Annotated in this window: 15 protein-coding genes; 8 read left to right on the forward strand and 7 right to left on the reverse strand. The window is 73.0% G+C overall.

Annotation, left to right across the window (positions count from 1 at the left end):
• The 3 genes from ACWEJ6_RS48055 to ACWEJ6_RS48065 form a co-directional block, all read right to left on the reverse strand.
• The coding region (locus ACWEJ6_RS48055; RefSeq protein ID WP_452432084.1) for an NAD(P)-binding protein at positions 1 to 303 on the reverse strand (303 nt) is incomplete at its 3' end.
• Between the two features lies 1 nt (position 304).
• On the reverse strand, positions 305 to 706 hold the full coding sequence (locus ACWEJ6_RS48060; RefSeq protein WP_358295174.1) for an SgcJ/EcaC family oxidoreductase: 402 nt from the start codon (positions 704 to 706) through the stop codon (positions 305 to 307).
• Between the two features lie 11 nt (positions 707 to 717).
• Positions 718 to 1893: an acyl-CoA dehydrogenase family protein gene (locus ACWEJ6_RS48065; protein ID WP_452432065.1), complete on the reverse strand. Its 1176-nt coding sequence runs from the start codon at positions 1891 to 1893 to the stop codon at positions 718 to 720.
• A 174-nt stretch (positions 1894 to 2067) separates the two neighbouring features.
• Between ACWEJ6_RS48065 and ACWEJ6_RS48070 the strand changes: the two genes are divergently transcribed.
• Complete coding sequence (locus ACWEJ6_RS48070; RefSeq protein WP_452432067.1) at positions 2068 to 3276, forward strand: acyl-CoA dehydrogenase family protein; 1209 nt, start codon at positions 2068 to 2070, stop codon at positions 3274 to 3276.
• A 72-nt stretch (positions 3277 to 3348) separates the two neighbouring features.
• On the opposite strand, the gene ACWEJ6_RS48075 is transcribed toward ACWEJ6_RS48070, so the two are convergent.
• The 4 genes from ACWEJ6_RS48075 to ACWEJ6_RS48090 all read right to left on the reverse strand — a co-directional run bounded on the left by ACWEJ6_RS48075 (position 3349) and on the right by ACWEJ6_RS48090 (position 9529).
• On the reverse strand, positions 3349 to 4896 hold the full coding sequence (locus tag ACWEJ6_RS48075; protein WP_452432069.1) for an MFS transporter: 1548 nt from the start codon (positions 4894 to 4896) through the stop codon (positions 3349 to 3351).
• A 24-nt stretch (positions 4897 to 4920) separates the two neighbouring features.
• Complete coding sequence (locus ACWEJ6_RS48080; protein ID WP_357696706.1) at positions 4921 to 5979, reverse strand: glucose-1-phosphate thymidylyltransferase; 1059 nt, start codon at positions 5977 to 5979, stop codon at positions 4921 to 4923.
• A 73-nt stretch (positions 5980 to 6052) separates the two neighbouring features.
• Complete coding sequence (locus ACWEJ6_RS48085) at positions 6053 to 9118, reverse strand: AfsR/SARP family transcriptional regulator (RefSeq protein ID WP_452432071.1); 3066 nt, start codon at positions 9116 to 9118, stop codon at positions 6053 to 6055.
• A gap of 216 nt (positions 9119 to 9334) precedes the next feature.
• A complete protein-coding gene (locus tag ACWEJ6_RS48090; RefSeq protein WP_387673763.1) occupies positions 9335 to 9529 on the reverse strand; it encodes a hypothetical protein in 195 nt (64 codons plus the stop codon).
• 367 nt (positions 9530 to 9896) lie between these two features.
• Between ACWEJ6_RS48090 and ACWEJ6_RS48095 the strand changes: the two genes are divergently transcribed.
• The 7 genes from ACWEJ6_RS48095 (at position 9897) to ACWEJ6_RS48125 (ending at position 19301) form a co-directional block, all read left to right on the forward strand.
• Complete coding sequence (locus ACWEJ6_RS48095; RefSeq protein ID WP_357982008.1) at positions 9897 to 10223, forward strand: hydroxyisourate hydrolase; 327 nt, start codon at positions 9897 to 9899, stop codon at positions 10221 to 10223.
• 18 nt (positions 10224 to 10241) lie between these two features.
• A complete protein-coding gene (locus ACWEJ6_RS48100) occupies positions 10242 to 12047 on the forward strand; it encodes a 2-isopropylmalate synthase (RefSeq protein ID WP_452432073.1) in 1806 nt (601 codons plus the stop codon).
• Positions 12048 to 12104: 57 nt separating this feature from the next.
• Positions 12105 to 14876, forward strand: a complete 2772-nt coding sequence (locus tag ACWEJ6_RS48105; RefSeq protein ID WP_387673770.1) for a helix-turn-helix transcriptional regulator — start codon at positions 12105 to 12107, stop codon at positions 14874 to 14876.
• 144 nt (positions 14877 to 15020) lie between these two features.
• Entirely contained in the window at positions 15021 to 15209 is a 189-nt protein-coding gene (locus tag ACWEJ6_RS48110; RefSeq protein WP_352366329.1) for an acyl-CoA carboxylase epsilon subunit, read from the forward strand.
• Positions 15210 to 15244: 35 nt separating this feature from the next.
• A complete protein-coding gene (locus ACWEJ6_RS48115; RefSeq protein WP_452432075.1) occupies positions 15245 to 16237 on the forward strand; it encodes a DUF1702 family protein in 993 nt (330 codons plus the stop codon).
• Between the two features lie 155 nt (positions 16238 to 16392).
• Positions 16393 to 17358 carry a DUF1702 family protein gene (locus ACWEJ6_RS48120; RefSeq protein ID WP_387674355.1) on the forward strand — a complete coding sequence of 322 codons (966 nt, stop codon included), beginning with the start codon at positions 16393 to 16395 and terminating at the stop codon, positions 17356 to 17358.
• Positions 17355 to 19301: a CRTAC1 family protein gene (locus ACWEJ6_RS48125; RefSeq protein WP_452432076.1), complete on the forward strand. Its 1947-nt coding sequence runs from the start codon at positions 17355 to 17357 to the stop codon at positions 19299 to 19301. Before ACWEJ6_RS48120 ends, ACWEJ6_RS48125 begins: the two co-directional genes overlap by 4 nt.

Here is a 19301-nt window from a genome sequence, read left to right on the forward strand (position 1 = left end):
CAGCCGGAGGCCGTTGAAGTACCAGCGCAGGCTGGTGGCCAGGTCTCCGGCGGGCACCCCGTCGTCGATCATCTGCTGGGTGAGGCCGGGGAACAGCTCGTCCAGGATCTGCTGGCCGCGGGCCAGCAGGGCGTGGGCGTGGCAGCCGTGCGGCACGCCCCGGCGCGGGCCCGCCGCGCCGGTCAGCGTGTCCCGGTCCACCAGCAGGACCTCGGCGCAGTGCTCGGCGAGCACGCGCGCGGCCAGCAGCCCCGCCATGCCTCCGCCGAGCACCACCGCGCGCTGTGCGACGTGAGCGGCCATCTCAGTCACGCGGGCTGTTCTGGTAGGCGGCCAGCTTCCACTGCCCGTCGCGGCGGACGGCCAGCCAGGAGGCGCGGACCGCGCGCTCGGGGGCGACCTCGCTCTCGCCGGCCGCCAGCACGCCGCCCTCGGTGGTCAGCAGGCAGACGTCCTCCGCCAGGAAACGCAGGTCGATGGGCTGCCCGGTGACCTGGGTGCCCTGGTACGGCCCGGCGAAGGCGTGGGTCATGAAGGCGCGGATCTCGGCCTGGCCCTTGCGGTACACGCCGGGCAGGATCATGGAGCCGTCCTCGGTGAAGACGGCGGCGAACGCCTCGGCGTCGTGGGCGGCCCAGGCGGCGATGATCTGCTGCGGCAGGGCGGCGACGGCGAGGGTCTGGTCGGGGGCGGACACGGTGGTCATGGCGATCTCCTTCAGATGTAGAGGGTGTCGGGTTCGAGGCCGCACAGAATCCGCCCGTACAGCTCGGCGTTGGTGTTGGGGTGCATGAGGGCGTGCTGGTTGACGGCGTGCACGTCGCGGGCGATGCGCTGGATGGGCACGTCGCTGTAGATGGAGGAGCCGCCGCTGGCGGTGGCCAGGATGTCGACGGCCTCCTTGGCCAGGCGGCAGACGGCGCCCATGTCGGCGCGGGCGCGTACGCGCTCCTCGATCGTCCACTGGGCGGAGTCGGCGTCCTTGGCGTCCACGGTGGCGGACAGGCGGTGGGCGTGGAACTCGGCCTGGTCGATCTTGAAGGTGGCCTCGGCGACCTGGAGGTGGGTCAGCGGGGCGGCGCTCTGGCTGGCGTACCCGGTGTAGGTGATCTTGCGGTCGGGCAGCCGCTCGAAGAAGACCTCGCGGGCGGCCTTGGCCAGGCCGAGCACGGTCCCGACCGAGGAGGCGGCGGCCACCGGCAGCAGCGGCGAGCGGTAGATCGGGGAGCCGGCGTTGGCGCCGTCGGCGTGCTGTCCCTGGAGGATCGCGCCCAGCGGCATGACCCGGGCGGCCGGGACGAACAGGTCCTGGGCCACGGTGCTGACGCTGCCGGTGCCGCGCAGGCCGGAGGTGTGCCAGTCGTCGATGACGGTCAGGTCGCTCATCGGCACCAGCGCCATGACCGGCTCGGGCTCGCTGTCCGGGCCGACGACGACGGCCACGATCTCCTGCCAGTGGCTGTGGTGGGCGCCGCTGACGAAGCCCCACTTGCCGTTGACCACGATGCCGCCCTCGGCGCGCACGGCCATCGCCGTGGGGCTGAGCGTGCCGCAGATGCGCACGTCGGGGGTGGCGAACACCTCGTCCTGGACGGCCTCGGGGAAGTGGGCGGCCATCCAGGTCGGGATCCAGTAGACCGAGGCCGTCCACGCCGCGGCGCCGTCGGCGCGGCCCAGCTCGGCGGCGACCTCGACCAGGGTGCGCGTGTCCGCCTCGAAACCGCCGTAGCGGCGCGGCGTCCGCAGCCTGAAGACGCCGGCCTCGGCCAGCGCCCCGATCGTCTCCTCGTGCAGCCTGCGGTTCTCCTCCGCCCAGGCCGCGTTCCTGCGCAGGACAGGGCCTGCCTCCGTCGCGCGGCGGACGAGGTCTTCCCGCGCCGGAGCACCTGTCATCAACACCATGTCCTCCCGGGACGTCAGTCGAGACACTGCTCCCTGAACGTCCCATTCGCCGGTTGACGGGCGCATCTTCCGGCGTGCGGGATTGCCGGGCACGCACGGAGATGCGAAGGTCACCGGCGCCGGGCGAGCCTTGAGGGAAAACCCGAGACGAAGGGTTCGCGCAGCATGACAGCCGTCACCCACGCCCCCATGGCTCCGCCCGAGCCCGGGCTCACCCCCGACGAGATCGTCGCCAGGGCCGAGGCCATGGTGCCCGCCCTGGTCGAGCGCCAGGCCGAGACGGAGCGGCGCACCTACTACGCCCCCGACACCCACGAGGCGTTCGCCAGGGCGGGCTTCTACCGCATCCTGGTCCCCCGCCGCTTCGGCGGCTACGAGTTCGGCGTGGAGACCTTCATGCGGGTGTCGATGACGCTCGCGCGGGGCTGCCCGTCCACCGGCTGGATGTACTCCTTCGGCTCGGCGCACACGCTGGCGGTGGCCACGCTGTTCGGCGAGCGGGCCCAGAGCGAGCTGTTCGCCTGCGGGGACTTCGTCTGCCCGGCCACGGTCGCGCCCGGCGGCTCCGCCCGTCCGGACGGCGAGGGCGGGTGGCTCCTCGACGGCACCTGGAGCTACTGCTCGGGAGCCCCGTACGCCACCCACTTCATGGGCCACGTCGTCGTGGACGGGCAGCCGATGTTGTTCGTCGCGCCGCGCGACCAGTGGCGCCGGCTGGACGACTGGGGCGGCCAGCTCGGCCTGAAGGGCAGCGGCTCGCACAGCATCGCCATGGAGGGCGGCCGCGTCCCCGGCCACCTCACGCTACCGATCCACCTCAGCCAGGCCGTCGTCACCGGCGGGACCCCGGGCCGGGACCTGCACGGCAACCCCGAGTACGGCGGCGGCCCGCTCAGCGTCATGCTGCTCGGCAGCGCGGCCGTCGTGCTCGGCATGGCCCAGGGCGCCCTGGACGCCTACGAGGAGCTGATGCGGACCAGGACGACCATCTTCCCGCCGTTCACCACCCGCGCCGAGGACCCCGACTACCAGTTCTGGTACGGCGAGGCCGCCGGCATGCTCACCGCCGCCGAGGCGGCCATGACGAACGCCGTCCAGCAGTGGAGCCGGACCTGCGCGGCGGGCCCGGAGGCGTTCACCAGGGAGCGGGACGTGCGGCTGGCCACCGTCAGCCGCGAGGTCGCCCGGCTGGCCTGGCGGGCCGTGGAGGGCTGCCTGTTCCCGACGGCCGGTTCCAGCGCGGTCAGGGACGGCCAGCGCATGGAGCGGATCTGGCGGGACATGTCCACCACGCACAGCCACGCCGGGTTCGCGATCTACCTGGCGGCCCTGGCCAACCGGGAGCTGTCCCGCGCCCGGTTCGGCCTGGACTGACCCTCCGGACGGCGAAGGCGGGCCCGGTGAACCGGGCCCGCCTTCTCGTGCGCTCGGTCTCGTGCGCTCGGCTCAGTCCACCAGGACGGGCTCCTGGTCCGGCTGGTGGTGGCCGTCGTGCACCCCGGCGAAGGGCGCCACGCCGCGCAGCCGGACCAGCGCGAGCACGGCCAGCACGGCGCACAGGGCCGCGCTCGCCCAGGCGACCGCGTGCAGCCCGGCGGTGAACGCCTCGCGGGCCGCGCCGAGCAGCGCCGCGCCCTGGTCGGCGGGCAGCTGCCCGGCCACGGTGACCGCACCGGTGATGCCGTCCTGGGCGAGCGCCGGGGTGCCCGCGGGCGGGGCGAACGTGCCCCGGTAGACCGCGGTGCCGAGGCTGCCCAGGGTCGCGACGCCGAGCGCGACGCCGAACTCGCCGCCGGTGGCCACCAGCGAGGCGGCCGAACCGGCCTGCTCCGGCGGGCTGGTGCTCATCGCCACCTGGTTGATCATGCCGCCGACCGGCCCGACGCCGAAGTAGCACACGCCCAGGAAGACGATCAGCGCGGTCACCGCGCCCACGACGACCTGGGTGAGCAGGAGCTGCCCGACGACCGCGATCACCATGCCGCCGCCCAGCAGGTACGCCGGCCGCACCCGGGTGGCCAGCCGCGGGGTGAGGTTGATCGAGACGATGAGCGCGACGGCCGGGCCCAGCAGCCACAGCCCCGCCTCCAGCGGCGACATGCCCTCGACCGTCTGCAGGAACAGCGCGACCTCCATGCCGGTCCCGGTCTGCAGCGCCCCGCACAGCAATCCGATCAGCACCGCGGCGGTGAACGCGCGGTGGCGGAACAGCCGCACGTCCAGCAGCGGGTGGGCCAGCGCGCGCTGGCGGTGCACGAACACCGCCCCCACGAGCAGCCCGGCGGCGACCGCGACGGCCGGACCGGCGCCCCAGCCGTCGCGGGCGACCGCCTTGAGCCCGTAGATCAGCGGCAGGATCGCCGCCAGTGACAGCACGACGCTGACCAGGTCGATCCGGCCGCCGGCGGGATCGCGGAACTCCGGCAGCAGCGGGGCCGCGGCCAGCAGCAGGAGCATGACCGGCACGCCCATCAGGAAGACCGACCCCCACCAGAAGCGCTCCAGCAGCGCGCCGCCGACCACCGGGCCGAGCGCGATGCCCAGCATGAACGCCGTGCCCCAGGCGGCCATGGCCAGGCCGAACTGGCGGGGGTCGCGGAACATGACGCCGATCAGCGACAGCGTCGAGGGCAGCAGCGTGGCCCCGGCGACGCCGAGCAGCGCGCGGGCCACGATCAGCATCTCGGGGCTGGTGGAGAAGGCGGCCAGGAGCGACAGCAGGCCGAAGGCCGCGCCTCCGGCCAGCAGCAGCCGCCGGCGGCCGATCCGGTCGCCGAGCGAGCCCATGGTGACCAGGAACCCGGCGGTCATGAAGCCGTAGATGTCGGTGATCCACAGTTGCTGGGTGGCGTCCGCGCCCAGGTCGGCGCTGAGGTGCGGCAAGGCCAGGAACAGCACGCTGATGTCCAGGGCCACGAGCATCGTGGGCAGGAACAGCGCCACCAGCCCGAGCCACTCTTTCCGCCCCGCGCGCGGGGCGCCGTCGTCGGTCACGTCCTCACTCCTTGTTCCCTGGGTTCATGTGGTCAGCTCGATCCGCGTGTGGTCGCCGACCACGAGACGGTGGTCGCTGCGGCCGGGGGCGACGGTGGTGTAGCGCCCGATGAGCGAGCCGCGCAGGCCGCTGGCGGCCACGATGGAGGCGCCGTCGAGCACGATGGAGTCGGACAGGCGGGTGGAGCGCACCACGCAGTCGCGTCCGATGGAGGTGCCGGGCCCGATGTGGCTGTCCACGATCAGGGTGTCCGGGCCGATGATCGCCGGTCCCTCGACGACGGAGGCGACCACCCGCGCGCCGGGGCCGAGCACGACGTCGCCGCGTACCAGGCTGGCGGCGTCCACGTGGCCGGCGATGTCGCGGGAGAGCCGGGCCAGCAGCCGCCGGTTGCACTCCAGGACGTCATCGACGCGGCCGGCGTCGCTCCAGTAGCCGCGGTAGAGGCTCGCCCTGACCTCCTGGCCGGACGTCAGCAGCCACTGGACGGCGTCGGTGATCTCCAGCTCGCCCCGGCGTCCGGGGACGATGCGGTCCACCGCCTCGTGGACGGCCGGGGTGAAGAAGTAGACGCCGGTCATGACCAGGTCGCTGCGCGGCCGTTCCGGCTTCTCCACCACCCGCAGCACCGCGCCGGTCTCGTCGGTCTCGACGACGCCGAACGGCCGCGGGTCGGCCACCCGGTGCACCACGATCTGGGCGGCCGGGCGCAACGCGTGGAACTCCTCGGCGATCGGGCCGATGCCGTCGGCCAGGACGCAGTCGCCGAGGTACATGACGAAGTCGTCGCCGCCGAGGAAGGGTCGCGCCAGTTTGACGCAGTGGGCCAGCCCCAGCGGGCGGAGCTGGCGGATGTAGGTGACGCGCGTCCCGAACCGCGAGCCGTCGCCGACGACCTCGGCGATCTGCGCCTCCCTGTCGCCGACCACGAGGCCGATCTCGGTCACGCCGAGCGCGCGCAGGCTCTCCAGCACGTGCTCCAGGACCGGTTTGTTGGCGATCGGGATGAGCTGCTTCGGCATGGAGTGGCTCAAGGGACGCATGCGGGTGCCCGACCCGCCGGACAGCACCAGAGCCTTCATGCTCGCCAGAATCCCAACGACGGGCCCCCGCGGGCATCTCTGACAGTGCGGGATGACGGCGAAGCAGGGCTTGTCAGCCGATGCCCTCCACCAGCCCGGCGGCCGAGGACAGGTTGTCGCGCAGCCGCTGACCGGCCCGTTCGTCGACCGTGTCGGCCAGTTCGTGCACCCGCGACAGCGCCCGTTCGGCCGCGCTGGCGTCGCCGAGGGCGACCAGCACCTCGCTCAGCATCGTGAGCGTCTGCGCCTCGAACAGCGGCGCGCGCATCTGGCGGAACAGCGTGACCGCCTTGCGCAGGCGGCCGATCGCGTCGCCGGGCTCGTTCGCGGTGACGGCCAGCTCGCCCAGCCCGGCCAGGGCGTGCGCCTCGGCCAGGCGGTGGCGGGCGGTCTCGGCCACGGCCAGCGCCCGGCGCAGCATGTCGCCCGCCTCGCGCAGGCGTCCCCTGCGCAGGTGGGCGATGCCGAGGCCGTGCAGGGCGAAGGACTCGCCGACGGTGTCGCCGATCTCCTCCACCAGCGTGAGCGCCTCCTCGAACGCGCCGGCCGCCAGCGCGAACTCCTCGGCCTGCAGGTGCACCCGGCCCATCCGGTGCAGGATCTGGGAGATGATGCGCCGGCTGCCGCCGCTCTTGCCGCGGACCAGCGCCTCGGCCAGCATGATCTTGGCGTCGTCGATGTCGCCGCACTCCGACCGGATGGCGGCCAGGTTGTCCAGCGTGTGCGCGGCCGAGATCTGGTCGCCGATGTCGGTGAAGATGGCCAGCGCCTGTTCCAGGTGCGTCGCGGCGGCGTCCAGCTGGCCGTTCATGCGTTCCAGGAACGCCAGGTTCCGCCGGGAGCGGGCGATCTGCACGACGTTGCCGGTCTTCTCGAACAGCGTCAGGGCCGCCTCGAAGTCGCGTCTGGCCTCGCCGAAGTGCTGCTCGGTCTGGGCCAGCGTGCCGCGCACGCACAACATCTCGGCCTGGCCGCGCTCGTCCCCCGCCCGGCGGGCGGCCTCCAGGGCGATCTCCTGGATCTCGCGCCAGTCGTCGAGGTAGACGTGCAGCTCGAAGAAGGGCTCGGCGTTCATCGCGGTGCGCCAGCACAGCTCCACGAACCCGGCCTGGGCGGCCTGGCGGATGCCGGCCAGCAGCACGTGGCGCTCGCGTTCGAACCAGCCGATCGGGTCGGCGACCAGCCGCTCGACCAGCTCGGCCGGGAGCGGCGAGTCGGGGCCGGGCCGCAGGTGGGGGCCTGCGGGCGGGCCGTACTCGCGGGTCCTGGCGGTCTCGGTGAGGCGGTGCAGCGCGTCGAGCACGCGGGCCAGCGCCGCGCTGCGCTCGGCGGGCGGCTCCTCGGCGGCCAGGCGTTCGTGGGCGTAGACGCGGATGAGGTCGTGGAAGCGGTACTGGACGTTGACGTTCCTGCCGACCCCGGCGACCTCGATGAGCTGGGCGTCGACCAGGTCGTCGAAGAGGTCCTGGGCGTCGGCCAGCGGCCGGTCGAGCAGGGCGGCGCCGGTCCAGGCGGAGAAGATGTGCGAGTGCAGGATCGCCAGCCGGCGGAACAGGCGGCGGGCGTGCTCGGTGAGCGCGTCGTAGGTGAGCGACAGGCTGGCCCTGATGCCCATGTCGCCGTGCTTGAGCTCGTCGAGCCGGCGGGCCTCGTCGCCGAGCCGGTCCACGAGCTGTTCCACGGCCCAGTGGGGGCGCGAGGCCAGGCGGGCGCCGGCGATGCGCAGCGCGAGGGGCAGGAAGCAGCACAGCTCGGCCAGGGCGGCGGCCGACTCCGGCTCGGCCCGTACGCGCTCGGCCCCGGCGATGCGGGACAGCAGCTCGACGGACTGGGCGGCGTCGAAGAGGTCGACGTCCACGTGGGTGGCGCCGGCCAGCCCGCCGAGCCGGGTCCGGCTGGTGGTGATGACGGCCGAGGTCGGGCTGCCGGGTAACAGCGGCAGCACCTGGCTCTCGGCGGCGGCGTCGTCGAGCACGATCAGCATCCTGCGGTCGGCCAGCAGCATGCGGTACAGCTCGGCCCGCTCGCCGAGGGTGTCGGGCAGCGCCGTCCCCTGCACGCCGCAGGCCCGCAGGAACCGGTCGAGCACCTGCATCGGGTGGACCGGGCGGGAGACGCCGCCGTGCAGGTCGGCGAAGAGCTGGCCGTCGGGGAAGTGCGCGGCGACGCTGTGCGCGGCGTGCACGGCGATCGTGGTCTTGCCGATCCCGGCCCGCCCGGCGACCGCGATGACGGGCACGGCGAAGCGGCCGTCCCCGGCCAGGGGGACGGTCACCCGCTGCCTGATGACATCGAGCTGGGCCTGCCGCCCGATGAAGTCGGCGATGTCGGAGGGCAGCATGCCGGGCACCGCGGGCGGACGGGCGGGCGGCTCGGCCGGGGCCGCCGCGGGCGGCGGCTGCGCCTCCAGGCTCTCGTCGGAGGTGAGGATGGCCGATTCGAGCTGCTGGAGCCGTTCGTTGGGCTCGATGCCCAGCTCCTCGACGATGACCCGCCGGGCGTCGCGGTAGACCTGGAGCGCCTCGGCCTGCCGTCCTGAGCGGTAGAGGGCGACCATGAGCTGGGCGGCCAGTCCCTCCCTGAGCGGGTGTTCCTGGACCAGCGCGGCCAGCTCGCCGACGAGCTCGTGGTGGCGGCCGAGGTCCAGTTCGAGCTGCACGCAGTCCTCGTTGGCGGTGACGCGCTGCTCGGCGACCCCGCTGGCCAGCGCCTGCACGGCCCTGCTGTCGATGCCGTCGAAAGCCGGGCCGCGCCACAACGCCAGCGCCTCGCGGTAGTACTGGATGGCCTCGGGGAAGGAACGTCCGTCCCGAGCCTTGCGGGCCCGGCTCACAAGGCTCTCGAAACGGCGTGCGTCGATCGCGTCGGCGGGGGCGCGCAACATGTAGCCCTGCCGGGTGGTGACGATCATCTCGGGGTGGCCGTGGGCGCTGAACAGGCGCCTGAGCGCGGAGATGCAGATCTGCACCTGTGCGCGCGACGTGGCCGGGGGGTCCTCGTCGTAGATCGCCTCGACGAGGCGGTCCAGTGTGACCGAGTGATTGGCGTTCAGGATCAGGACGGCGAGGACGATCTGCTGCCGCGCCCCGCCAAGATCGAGCTGTCTCTCGCTCGCAGTTACCTCGAGCGCACCCAACACGCGAAACTCCACCCGCATCCCCTCAAACAAATCATCGCCCTCGGTCAAAGATCTTTCCCGAAGCGACCGGAATCCGGGCGTGATTGCCATGATGAGCGGCGTAACTGGTGCTTACCCCTCAAAAGTTTCTGCCATGGTTTGGGTGGATGGTACAACGCCCTTGGGTATGTGGCCAGTTTTGGAGCGTTTCAGGGTGATCCGTGTTGCCTGTCACCGTCAGCGCTGAAAGGCGCCCTCGATCAGGCCCCACGGCCAGTCCATGGTGCCGTTGACGGTGTCGTGCTGGCCGGCGGACGGAACGGCGTGCGCGGGGGCCGGCGCGGCGGCGATGGCGGCGAAGCCGGCCAGCGCGGCGAGCAGCAGCGCGAGGGTGAGGCGGACGCGGGCGGTGACGGTGGTGGTCGCGGTCATTTCGATCTACCTCCGGGTGATTACCGCGGTCTTCGCCGCGGCTTCGGAAATGACGCTCACACGGTGCGCAATTCGCGCTTTATCCATCTTCTTTTCGCCGGGCATCAGCGCACGTTGGACGCTGTGCGCACCCGTCTCCGCACCCGCCGGCGATAGCGGCGATAGCGCGAAATAAGGCGGCCGCCTCTTTTCGCGATCGGCGGCGATCGGACGGCGATAGCGCGGCGATAGCGGCCGGAGGTCCGGCGGATAGGCGGCGGCGCGAGCCTTGGGCGCGAGCCCGGGCGGCGCGACCTGTCGTCGTCCGGGTGGCCATGTGCGCGGACGGCCCGCGCGGACCACTCGGAGAGGTTCGATGGGAATAGCGGTGCAAGCCCAGGACGCGGTCTACGGCCGGGGGGCGGCCGACCTGCACGTACGCCTGGACCATGACGCCGACGGGCAATGGGTGCTCGAAGCCGAGACCCGTACGGACCAGGACGGATCGGTCAGCGAGTGGGCCGACCGCCCGCTCGACCGCGGCCTGTACCGCATCGTGTTCGCCACCGACCCGTACTTCGTCGGGCTCGGGCTGCGGCCGGCGTATCCGGAGATCGTCGTCACCTTCCGCATGGTGGACGAGACCGCCGTGAACCACATCGTCGTGCTGATCTCGCCGCATTTCTCGACCGTCTATTTCGGATCGCTCAGCTGAGGGACAGTGAGGCCGGACATGAAGATCAGCCGCTATCGACCCTTCCCCCGGATGCCGCTCGGCGACCGCGCCTGGCCGGACGCCGTGCTCACCGCGCCGCCGCGCTGGTTGTCCACCGACCTGCGGGACGGCAACCAGGCGCTGCCCAGGCCCATGGACCCCGGCCGCAAGCTGGTGCTGTTCGACCTGCTGGTGGGCATGGGCTACAAGGAGATCGAGGTCGGCTTCCCGGCGGCGAGCCAGGACGACTACGACTTCGTCCGGCTCCTGGTCGAGCGCGACCGCATCCCGGACGACGTGTGCGTGACCGTGCTGACCCAGGCGCGCGACGAGCTGATCGAGCGCACGGTGGAGAGCGTGAGCGGGGCGCCCGGGGCGACGATCCACCTCTACAACGCGACCTCGCCGCTGGCGCGGCGGCTGGTGTTCGGGATGAACCGGGACGAGTGCAAGGACCTGGCGGTCCAAGGAACCCGATTGGTCATGAAATATGCCGATAAATTACTCGAAGAGGGTGATGTTCGGTTTCAGTACTCGCCTGAGCATTTCCACGACACCGAGCCGGACTTCGCGCTGGAGGTCTGCGCGGCCGTCATGGACGTCTGGCAGCCCGGCCCCGACCGGCCGATCATCCTGAACTTCCCGACGACGGTCGAGCGCTCGACGCCCAACGTGTTCGCCGACCAGATCGAGTGGCTGCACCGCAACCTGCCGCACCGCGAGCACGTCTGCCTGTCGGTGCACACGCACAACGACCGCGGCACCGGGGTCGCGGCGGCCGAGCTGGCGATGCTGGCCGGCGCCCAGCGCGTCGAGGGCTGCCTGTTCGGCAACGGCGAGCGGGCGGGCAACGTCTGCCTGGTCACGCTGGGCCTGAACCTGGCCACCCAGGGCGTCGACCCCGGCGTCGACTTCTCCGAGCTCGACCGGGTGCGCCGCGTCGTCGAGGAGTGCACCGGGCTCGCGGTGCCGCCGCGCCACCCGTACGGGGGCGACCTGGTGTTCACCGCCTTCTCCGGCGGGCACCAGGACGCGATCAAGAAGGCGTTCGACGCCATGGACCGGGAGGCGGCACGTACCGGGAACGACCCTGCGGAGCTGCCGTGGGAGGTGCCGTACCTGCCGGTGGACCCGCGGGACCTGGGGCGCACGTACGAGGCGGTGGTCCGGGTCACCAGCCAGTCGGGCAAGGCGGGACCGGCGTACCTGCTGAACGCCCGGTACGGGATCACGCTGCCGCGCGGGCTGCAGATCGAGCTGGGCCGGGCCGTCCAGGCGATGGCGGAGGCCGGGCAGGGCGAGGTCGAGCCGGAGCGGATCAGGCGGCTGTTCGAGCAGGAGTACCTGACCCCCGGCGGCCCCGGCGACTCCGGCGGCCTGCCCGGCGATCTCGCCGGGACGGTGGCCACGCTGCACGTCGACGGCGGCGCGTACGGGCGGGCCCGATCCGACACGGCGGCGGCGCTGCGCGCGGCGCTGGAGGCCGAAGGCGTCCGGGTCCGGGCCGTGCACCACCTCGACGGCGCGGCCGGCGCCGCCGGCGGCGAGGTGACCGTCTACGCCCGGTGCGGCCTGGACGGCGGCACGGCGTGGGGCGCCGGCGCCGCGCCCGACGCGGTAGCCGCGGCCCTGGCCGCCGTGGGCACGGCCGTGGCCCGCGCCCGCCGCGCGGACCCGCCGGCCGCCGCACCCGCCTCCCCCGCCCCCGACCCTGCCCTCGACCCTGCCCCCGACCCTGCCCTCGACCTGGCCCCCGACCTGGCCCTTCCCGAGCCCGGACGCCGGCGCGCGGCCAGGAACCGGCGGCTGATGGCGGGACGATAGAGATCGAATACCACCCCGGCCTAGCGTGAGCGCAACACGACATGTGGGGAGACGGCCATGACTCTCATCGAACGGCAGGAGGAGATGTCCTGCCTGGAGTCGCTCGTCGCCAACGCCATCCTCGGCCGTGGACGGGTCGCGCTGGTCAGCGGGCCCGCCGGGACGGGCAAGAGCGCGCTGCTGCGCGCGTTGTCCGAGCAGGCCATAGAGCTGGGCGCGCTCGCGGTGACGGCGACAGGATCGCGCATGGAGCAGGACCTGCAGCTGGGCCTGCTCCGCCAGCTCATCCAGGACGCCCCCTTGGTCGAGGAGGAGCGCGAGCGCTCGGAGAAGCTGCTGGCGGAGGGCGTGCGGACCGCGACCGCGGCGCACGCCGACGCCGAGCGGCTGCTCGACCCGCAGGTCGTGCACGCCCTCGTCACGGTGCTGCTCGACCTGTCCGAACGCTGCCCGCTGGTGGTCGTCGTGGACGACGTGCACCACGCCGACCGCACCTCCCTGCTCTGCCTGGCCTACCTGGCGCGGCGGGTGCGCAACGCCCGGATCGTGGCGGTGTTCGCGCTCAACGACCGGCAGGGCACGGACGGGCCGCTGGAGACCGACCTGCTGCGGCTGCCGCACTGCCTGCGCCTGCAGCTCGCCCCGCTCTCCCGCAGGGGCGTGGCCGCGCTGGTGGCGGGCCAGGTGGGGCTCAGCGCGACCGAGCGGTTCGCCGACGAGTGGCACACGATCAGCGGCGGCAACCCGCTGCTGGCCGGCGAGCTGGCCGCCGACTACCGCCAGCACCTGCGGGCCGTGGAGGAGCCGCCGCGCGAGCTGGTCGTCGGCGACCGGTTCGTCCGGGCGGTCGAGACGTGCCTGCGGCGCAGCCACCCGCGTACTGTCCGGGTGGCGCAGGGCCTGGCCATCCTCGGCGAGGCCGACGGGCTGGCCGAGATGCTCGAACTGCCCGCCGTGGACGTCAGCAGGGAGCTGCTCACGATCGGCGCGACCGGCCTGCTGCGCGGCGGCGGCTACCGGCACGAGGCGGTGCGCTCGGCGGTGCTGGCCGGCATGGACCTGTCCGAGCGCAAGGAGCTGTACCGCCGCGCCGCCGAGCTGGCCTACACGCGCGGCGTGCGGCCCGGCGTGGTCGCCGACCGCCTGCTCCAGGCCGCCAGGGTCGAGGCGCCGTGGGTGGTGCCGACGCTGGAGGAGGCCGCGCTGGCCGCGCTGCGCAAGGGCGAGGTGGAGTCGGCGGTGGCCTACCTGAAGCTGGCCTGGCGCGAGTGCACCGACGAGCTCCAGCGCTCCAAGCTGATGACCATGCTCGTCCGCGCGGAGTGGCGGATCAACCCGGCCACCCCCGCCGGGCACCTGGACCAGCTCACCGAGGCGCTGCAGAAGGGCAGCCTGCACGGCAGCGACGCCGTCGTGCTGGCCCGCGCGCTGCTGTGGCACGGCCGCTTCGAGGACGCCCGCGACGTGCTGGAGCAGCTCAACCAGGAGGCGTCGGCGTCCGACCACGCGACGCTGGCCGAGCTGGTCGTGGCGCAGCTCTGGCTGCGGGTGACCTGTCCGCCGCTGGCCGCGTACGTGGCCAACCCGCCGCGCGAGCACATCCTGGCCGGGATGGTGTCGGTCGCCGTCAACCGGCGGCTGGAGTCCACGCTCGCGCTGGCCGAGGTGCTCACCCACGGCCCGCGCGAGCACAACCTCGACGCCGTCGAGCGGATTTTGGAGGGCGAGCGGCTGGACGAGATGTCCCTGGACGTCGTGGAGAACTCGCTGCTGGCCCTCACCTACGCCGGGCGCTGCGAGCGCGCGGCGCCGCTGTGCGACCTGTTCGGCGACGAGGCGGCGGCAAGGCAGGCGCCGAGCCGCCGGGCCCGGCTGGCGGCCATCCGGGCCGAGATCGCGATCCGCCAGGGCGACATGCCCGCGGCCGAGCGGCACGCCCGCATCGCGCTGGACACGATCCCGATGAGCAGCTGGGGCGTGGCCATCGGCGGCCCGCTGGCCAGCCTGGTCATCGCGCTGACCGCGATGGGCCGGCACGAGGCCGTGCGCGACCCGCTGGACCGGCCGGTCGCCGAGGCCATGTTCCAGACCCGCTACGGCCTGCACTACCTGTACGCCCGCGGCCGCTACAACCTGGCCGGCGAGTCGTTCGTGGCCGCCCTGCACGACTTCCTGCGCTGCGGCGAGCTGGTGACGGCCTGGGGCCTGAACAACCCGGCGCTGATCCCCTGGCAGGCCGACGCGGCCGAGGCGTGCCTGCGGATGGGCCAGACCGAGGAGGCCAGGGAGCTGATCAAGGCCCACCTGGACGGCTGCGGCCCCGGCGCCTACCGGGGACGCGGCATCGGGATGCGGCTCAAGGCGGCCGTCTCCGAGCCGGCCCGCCGTCCGGCGCTGCTGCGCCAGGCGGTGGAGTACCTCCAGCTCGCCGGCGACCGGTACGAGCTGGCCAGGGCCCTGTTCGACCTGGTGGAGGCGTACGAGGCGCTGGGCGAGTTCCGGCGGGCCCGCACGGTGGCCGGACGGGCGCAGGCGGCGGCCCTGGAGTGCGGGGCCGAGCCGATGATCGGCGCGCTCAGCCGGGCGGCGGACGCGGACGGCGCGCCGTCCCCCCTGCCGGGCGACCTGATCGGCGTGCTGAGCGTCGGCGAGCGCCGGGTCGCCGCGCTGGCGGCGGCCGGTTACAGCAACCGCGAGATCGCGGCCAAGCTCTACATCACGATCAGCACCGTCGAGCAGCACCTGACCCGCACCTACCGCAAGCTGAACATCCGCCGCCGGGCCGACCTCCCGCTCGTGGTGGAGTTCGACGACACCGCCCAATCCTGACCGCCCGATCCTGACCCGGGCCGACCCGGTCCGGCGAGCCTTCCGCCGCCGGACCGGGTTCACCCGTGCTCACCTGTGCTCCCGGTGGGCACCGGGCATGCAGGAAGTTGCGGCCGCGCGGGCCCGCGGGCGAGCGTCGAAGGCATGGAACTCACCGTGGTGCGGGGGCAGGCGACCCCCGAGGAACTCGAAGCGGTCGTCGCGGCGGTCTTCCGCCGCCTGGCCGAGGCGGCCGAGCGCGAGGCGTCGGCGTGGTCGGACCCGTCCGTGTTGGTGCGCAGCCCGCTGCCTGGCGGGGGCGGCGACTGGCGGCTGGCGGCCTGGGCGAGCTGACCCGGGTCTTCACGGTACTGGAGGAGGAGCACACCATGTCGTCTCTGCTCGGTTCGCTGCGCCGGCTCGTGCTGGCGCCATCCCTGGCCGACGTGACCTTCGGCGCACGCGGCTTCCCCGTCGTCCCCTCGGCGCTCACCGGCCGTCTGGAGGCGATCCCGCAGGCCGTCGTGTGCGGCTTCGAGTGGGGCATCGACGTCCGCGACCAGTGGGAGATCGAGCGCCGGCTGTCCCTGGTGGACGTCGAGCAGCGCGGCTTCGCCTACGAGGGCGCGACGATGGCCTTCACCGTGCTGGACGCCATGGGCGGCGGGCGCGGGCGGCGTACCCGGGACCTGCTCATGGGCCCGGGGCAGCCGCACATCTTCCTGGCCTACATCGGCATCGGCTTCGCCATGGCCCGGCTGCCGCGGGTGTTGTGGAAGAAGGTGCTGCCCGACCTGGACGGCACCCCGTACCACCCGGTGATGAGCTGGCTGGCCGTGGACGGGTACGGCTTCGACCTGGCCTACTTCCACACCCGCCGGTACGTGGACGGGCAGCAGGTGCCGGCCCCCTACCCCTGGCAGGGCAACGCGGCCTACTTCCCGCGCGCCGTGGACCAGGGCGTCGGCCGGGCGTTGTGGTTCATCCACGGCGGCAGGCCGGGCGACGTGGCCGCGGCGGTGCGCGCGTTCGCCGCGGGGCGGCAGGCGGACCTGTGGAGCGGGGTCGGGCTGGCGGCCACGTTCGCCGGGTGCGCGGCGGGCGCGGCGGCGGTGCTGCGCGAGGAGGCCGGGGAGCACCGGGGCGAGCTGGCCCAGGGCTCGGTGTTCGCGACCAAGGCCCGGCACTACTCGGGGTTCGTCCCGGAGCATTCGGCGGCCACCGGCGCGGTGCTGACCGGGCTCGACGTCGCCGGCGCGGTCGCGCTGGCCGACGACGGCGAAGTCGCCGCGGGCACGTCGGAACGCGTCCCGGATTACGAGCTGTGGCGCGGCAGGGTGCGCGCGCATTTCGCGACCGAGGCCGAGCTCCCGGCCCGCTGAGCGTTTCCCGGAATAAGCACGTCATTCGCTTTCGCACGCCCAAAAATGAGCCTCCGAGCTGAGCAAACCCGAAGTTGTCCGGCCACCGGGCGGCATGTGTCAATGAAATTGGATTGTTCGGGCTATAAGCGGCGGAGGCTCAATTGGCAAGCGCATTGCGGTCACTGAGACGCAGAATTCTGGTGCCGGACGTCGGCGAGACGAAAGTCGAAACGCGCGGCTTCTGGGTGAAGAACGCGGCGTCCACCGAATTACTGGAGACGGTCGGCGAATACTTTCTCGCCGGTTACGCCCACGCCGTGGAGTCACGCACCGTCGCCGAGGCCGAGGACCGGCTCGAAGAGGTGCCCGCCCGCTTCCGCGGCTTCGCCTACGAGGGCGCGGGCATGGGCTTCGCCATCCTGGACTGCATGACCTTCGGCGACCTGCGCCGGGTCAACGCCTGCCTCCAGGGACGCGGGCACCACCACAACTACATGATCTACGTGGGGATCGGCTGGGCCATGGCCCGGCTCCCCCGCTTCCTGTGGCCCAAGCCCCGCCTGCTGGACCCGCTGCTGCTGTGGCTGGTCCACGACGGGTACGGCTTCCACCAGGCCTACTTCCACACCGACCGGTACGTGCACCAGCAGGTGCGCGAACCCCGCTTCTCCTGGCCGGCCGGCCAGGAGGACTACGCGGCCCACGCCCTCGACCAGGGCATCGGCCGCGCCCTGTGGTTCGTCGCCGGCACCAGCGCCGAGCGGGCGGTCACGCTGCTCGAACGGTTCCCCGAGTCCCGCCACGCCGACCTCTACGCCGGCCTCGGCCTGGCCGCCACCTACGCGGGCGGCGCCGACGACGCCGAGCTGCGGTGGCTGCGCGAGCGCGCCGGAGCGCACCGGGGGCCGCTGGCCCAGGGCAGCGTGTTCGCCGCCGAGGCCAGGATCCGCGCCGGGCTGCTCTTCCCGCACACCGAGTCGGCCGTGGGCGTTCTCTGCGGCACCACGGCGGAGCAGGCGGCCGAGGTGAGCCGCGTGACCCGCCCCACCGCGACAGCACAGGACTCGCCGCCCGCCTATGAGGCGTGGCGCCGGCGTATCGCCGAGACGTTCGTCTTCCATGGAGGTGTTCCCTCGTGAGCTCGGTAGCCGCGTGGTTGCGCAAGCAGGCGGCCGGAGTCGCCGCACTCGCGCTGATGATCGCCGTCTTCGCGATCGGCCACCCGACCTTCGCCTCCGACGCGACCAAGGCCGAGATGGCCGGCGCGTACGGCTTCAAGTCCCTGGCGATCGCGATGCCGGGCGGCGGCCCGGCCAAGACCGTCCGCAAGGTGAACCAGGCCTACAAGCACATCGACGCCTGGATCTCCTCGGTGGGGGCCGCGATCGCGCTGAACGACCTCGACGGCAACGGCAGGGACGACGACCTGGTGATCGTGGACCCGCGTACCGACCAGGTGGTCGTCACCCCGGCGCCGGTCGAGGGCGGCGGCGAGCGGTACCGGCCGTTCGCGCTGTCGCTCGGCTCGCTGCCGGTCACCGACGCGATGGCGCCCATGGGCGCGGTGCCCGCCGACTACAACGACGACGGCCGCACGGACCTGCTGGTCTACTGGTGGGGCCGCACGCCCACGCTGCACCTGCAGCGGCCGACCGCGGCCCGGTTCGAGGCCGCCGCCTTCGACGCGGCCGAGCTGGTGCCCAACGCGGGCGGCGCGAAGTACACCGGCGAGGTGTGGAACAGCAACGTCGCGACCGTCGCCGACTTCGACGGTGACGGCAGGCAGGACATCTTCGTCGGCAACTACTTCCCCGACGGCAGCCCGGTGCTCGACAGCCGCGTGGACGGCGGCGTGCAGATGAACCACTCGCTGTCCAAGGCCGTCAACGGTGGCCGGGACTACTTCTTCCGCGGCACCGGCAACGGCGGCTTCACCCGCCTGGACGGCGTGCTGCCGCCGGACGTCTCCACCGGCTGGGAGCTCGGCGCGACCAGCGCCGACCTGGACGGCGACGGCCTGCCCGAGCTGCTGCTGAACAACGACTTCGGGCCCGACCACCTGCTCTACAACACCTCCTCCCCCGGCAGGATCACGTTCTCCCCCACCGTCGGGACGCACGAGATCGGCGTGCCGAAGTCGAAGGTGCTCGGCGAGGACTCCTTCAAGGGCATGGGCTCGGACGCCGGCGACCTCAACCACGACGGCGTCCTGGACTTCTTCGTCAGCAACATCACCACCCCGTACGGCATCCAGGAGAGCAACTTCACGTTCCTGTCCACCGTCAAGACCCAGGCCGAGCTGCGCGAGAAGCTGCGGCAGGGCAAGGCGCCGTGGAAGGACCTCAGCGCCGAGCTGCGCACCGCCTGGTCCGGCTGGGGCTGGGACCCGAAGATCGAGGACTTCGACAACGACGGTGAGAACGAGATCGTCCAGGCGACCGGGTTCGTCAAGGGCGACGTCAACCGCTGGCCGCCGCTGCAGGAGCTGGCCGCCGCCAACGACGGCGTGACCAGCAACCCCAAGTCGTGGCCGAACGTCACCGAGGGCGGCGACATCGCCGGCGCGCAGACGCTGGCCTTCTTCGCCAAGGGCCCCGACGGCCGCTACGCCAACCTGTCGGAGCAGCTCGGCCTGGCCGTGCCCGTGCCGACGCGCGGCATCGCGACCGGGGACGTCAACGGCGACGGCCTGATCGACTTCGCGGTGGCCCGCCAGTGGGAGGCCCCCGCCTTCTACCTCAACACCAGCCGGTCGGCCGGCTCGTTCCTCGGGCTGCGCCTGCTGCACGACACCCCCTCCGCGGCCGGCCCGCTGCCCGCCGCCGGATCGCCGGTGATCGGCGCGACGGTGACCGCCACCACGCCCGACGGCCGCTCCTTCATGGGCCGCGTGGACGGCGGCAGCGGCCACTCCGGCAAGCGCGCGCACGCGGTGCACATCGGCCTCGGCGCGAACGTCACCGGCCCCGTGCGGGTCAAGCTGAACTGGCGCGACCGCGCCGGACAGCGGCACCAGCAGGAGCTCACGCTCACCCCCGGCTGGCACACCCTCCAGCTCGGCTCGCAAGCGAAGGAGAAGTGA

The sequence above is a fragment of the Nonomuraea sp. NPDC004702 genome (assembly GCF_053601695.1).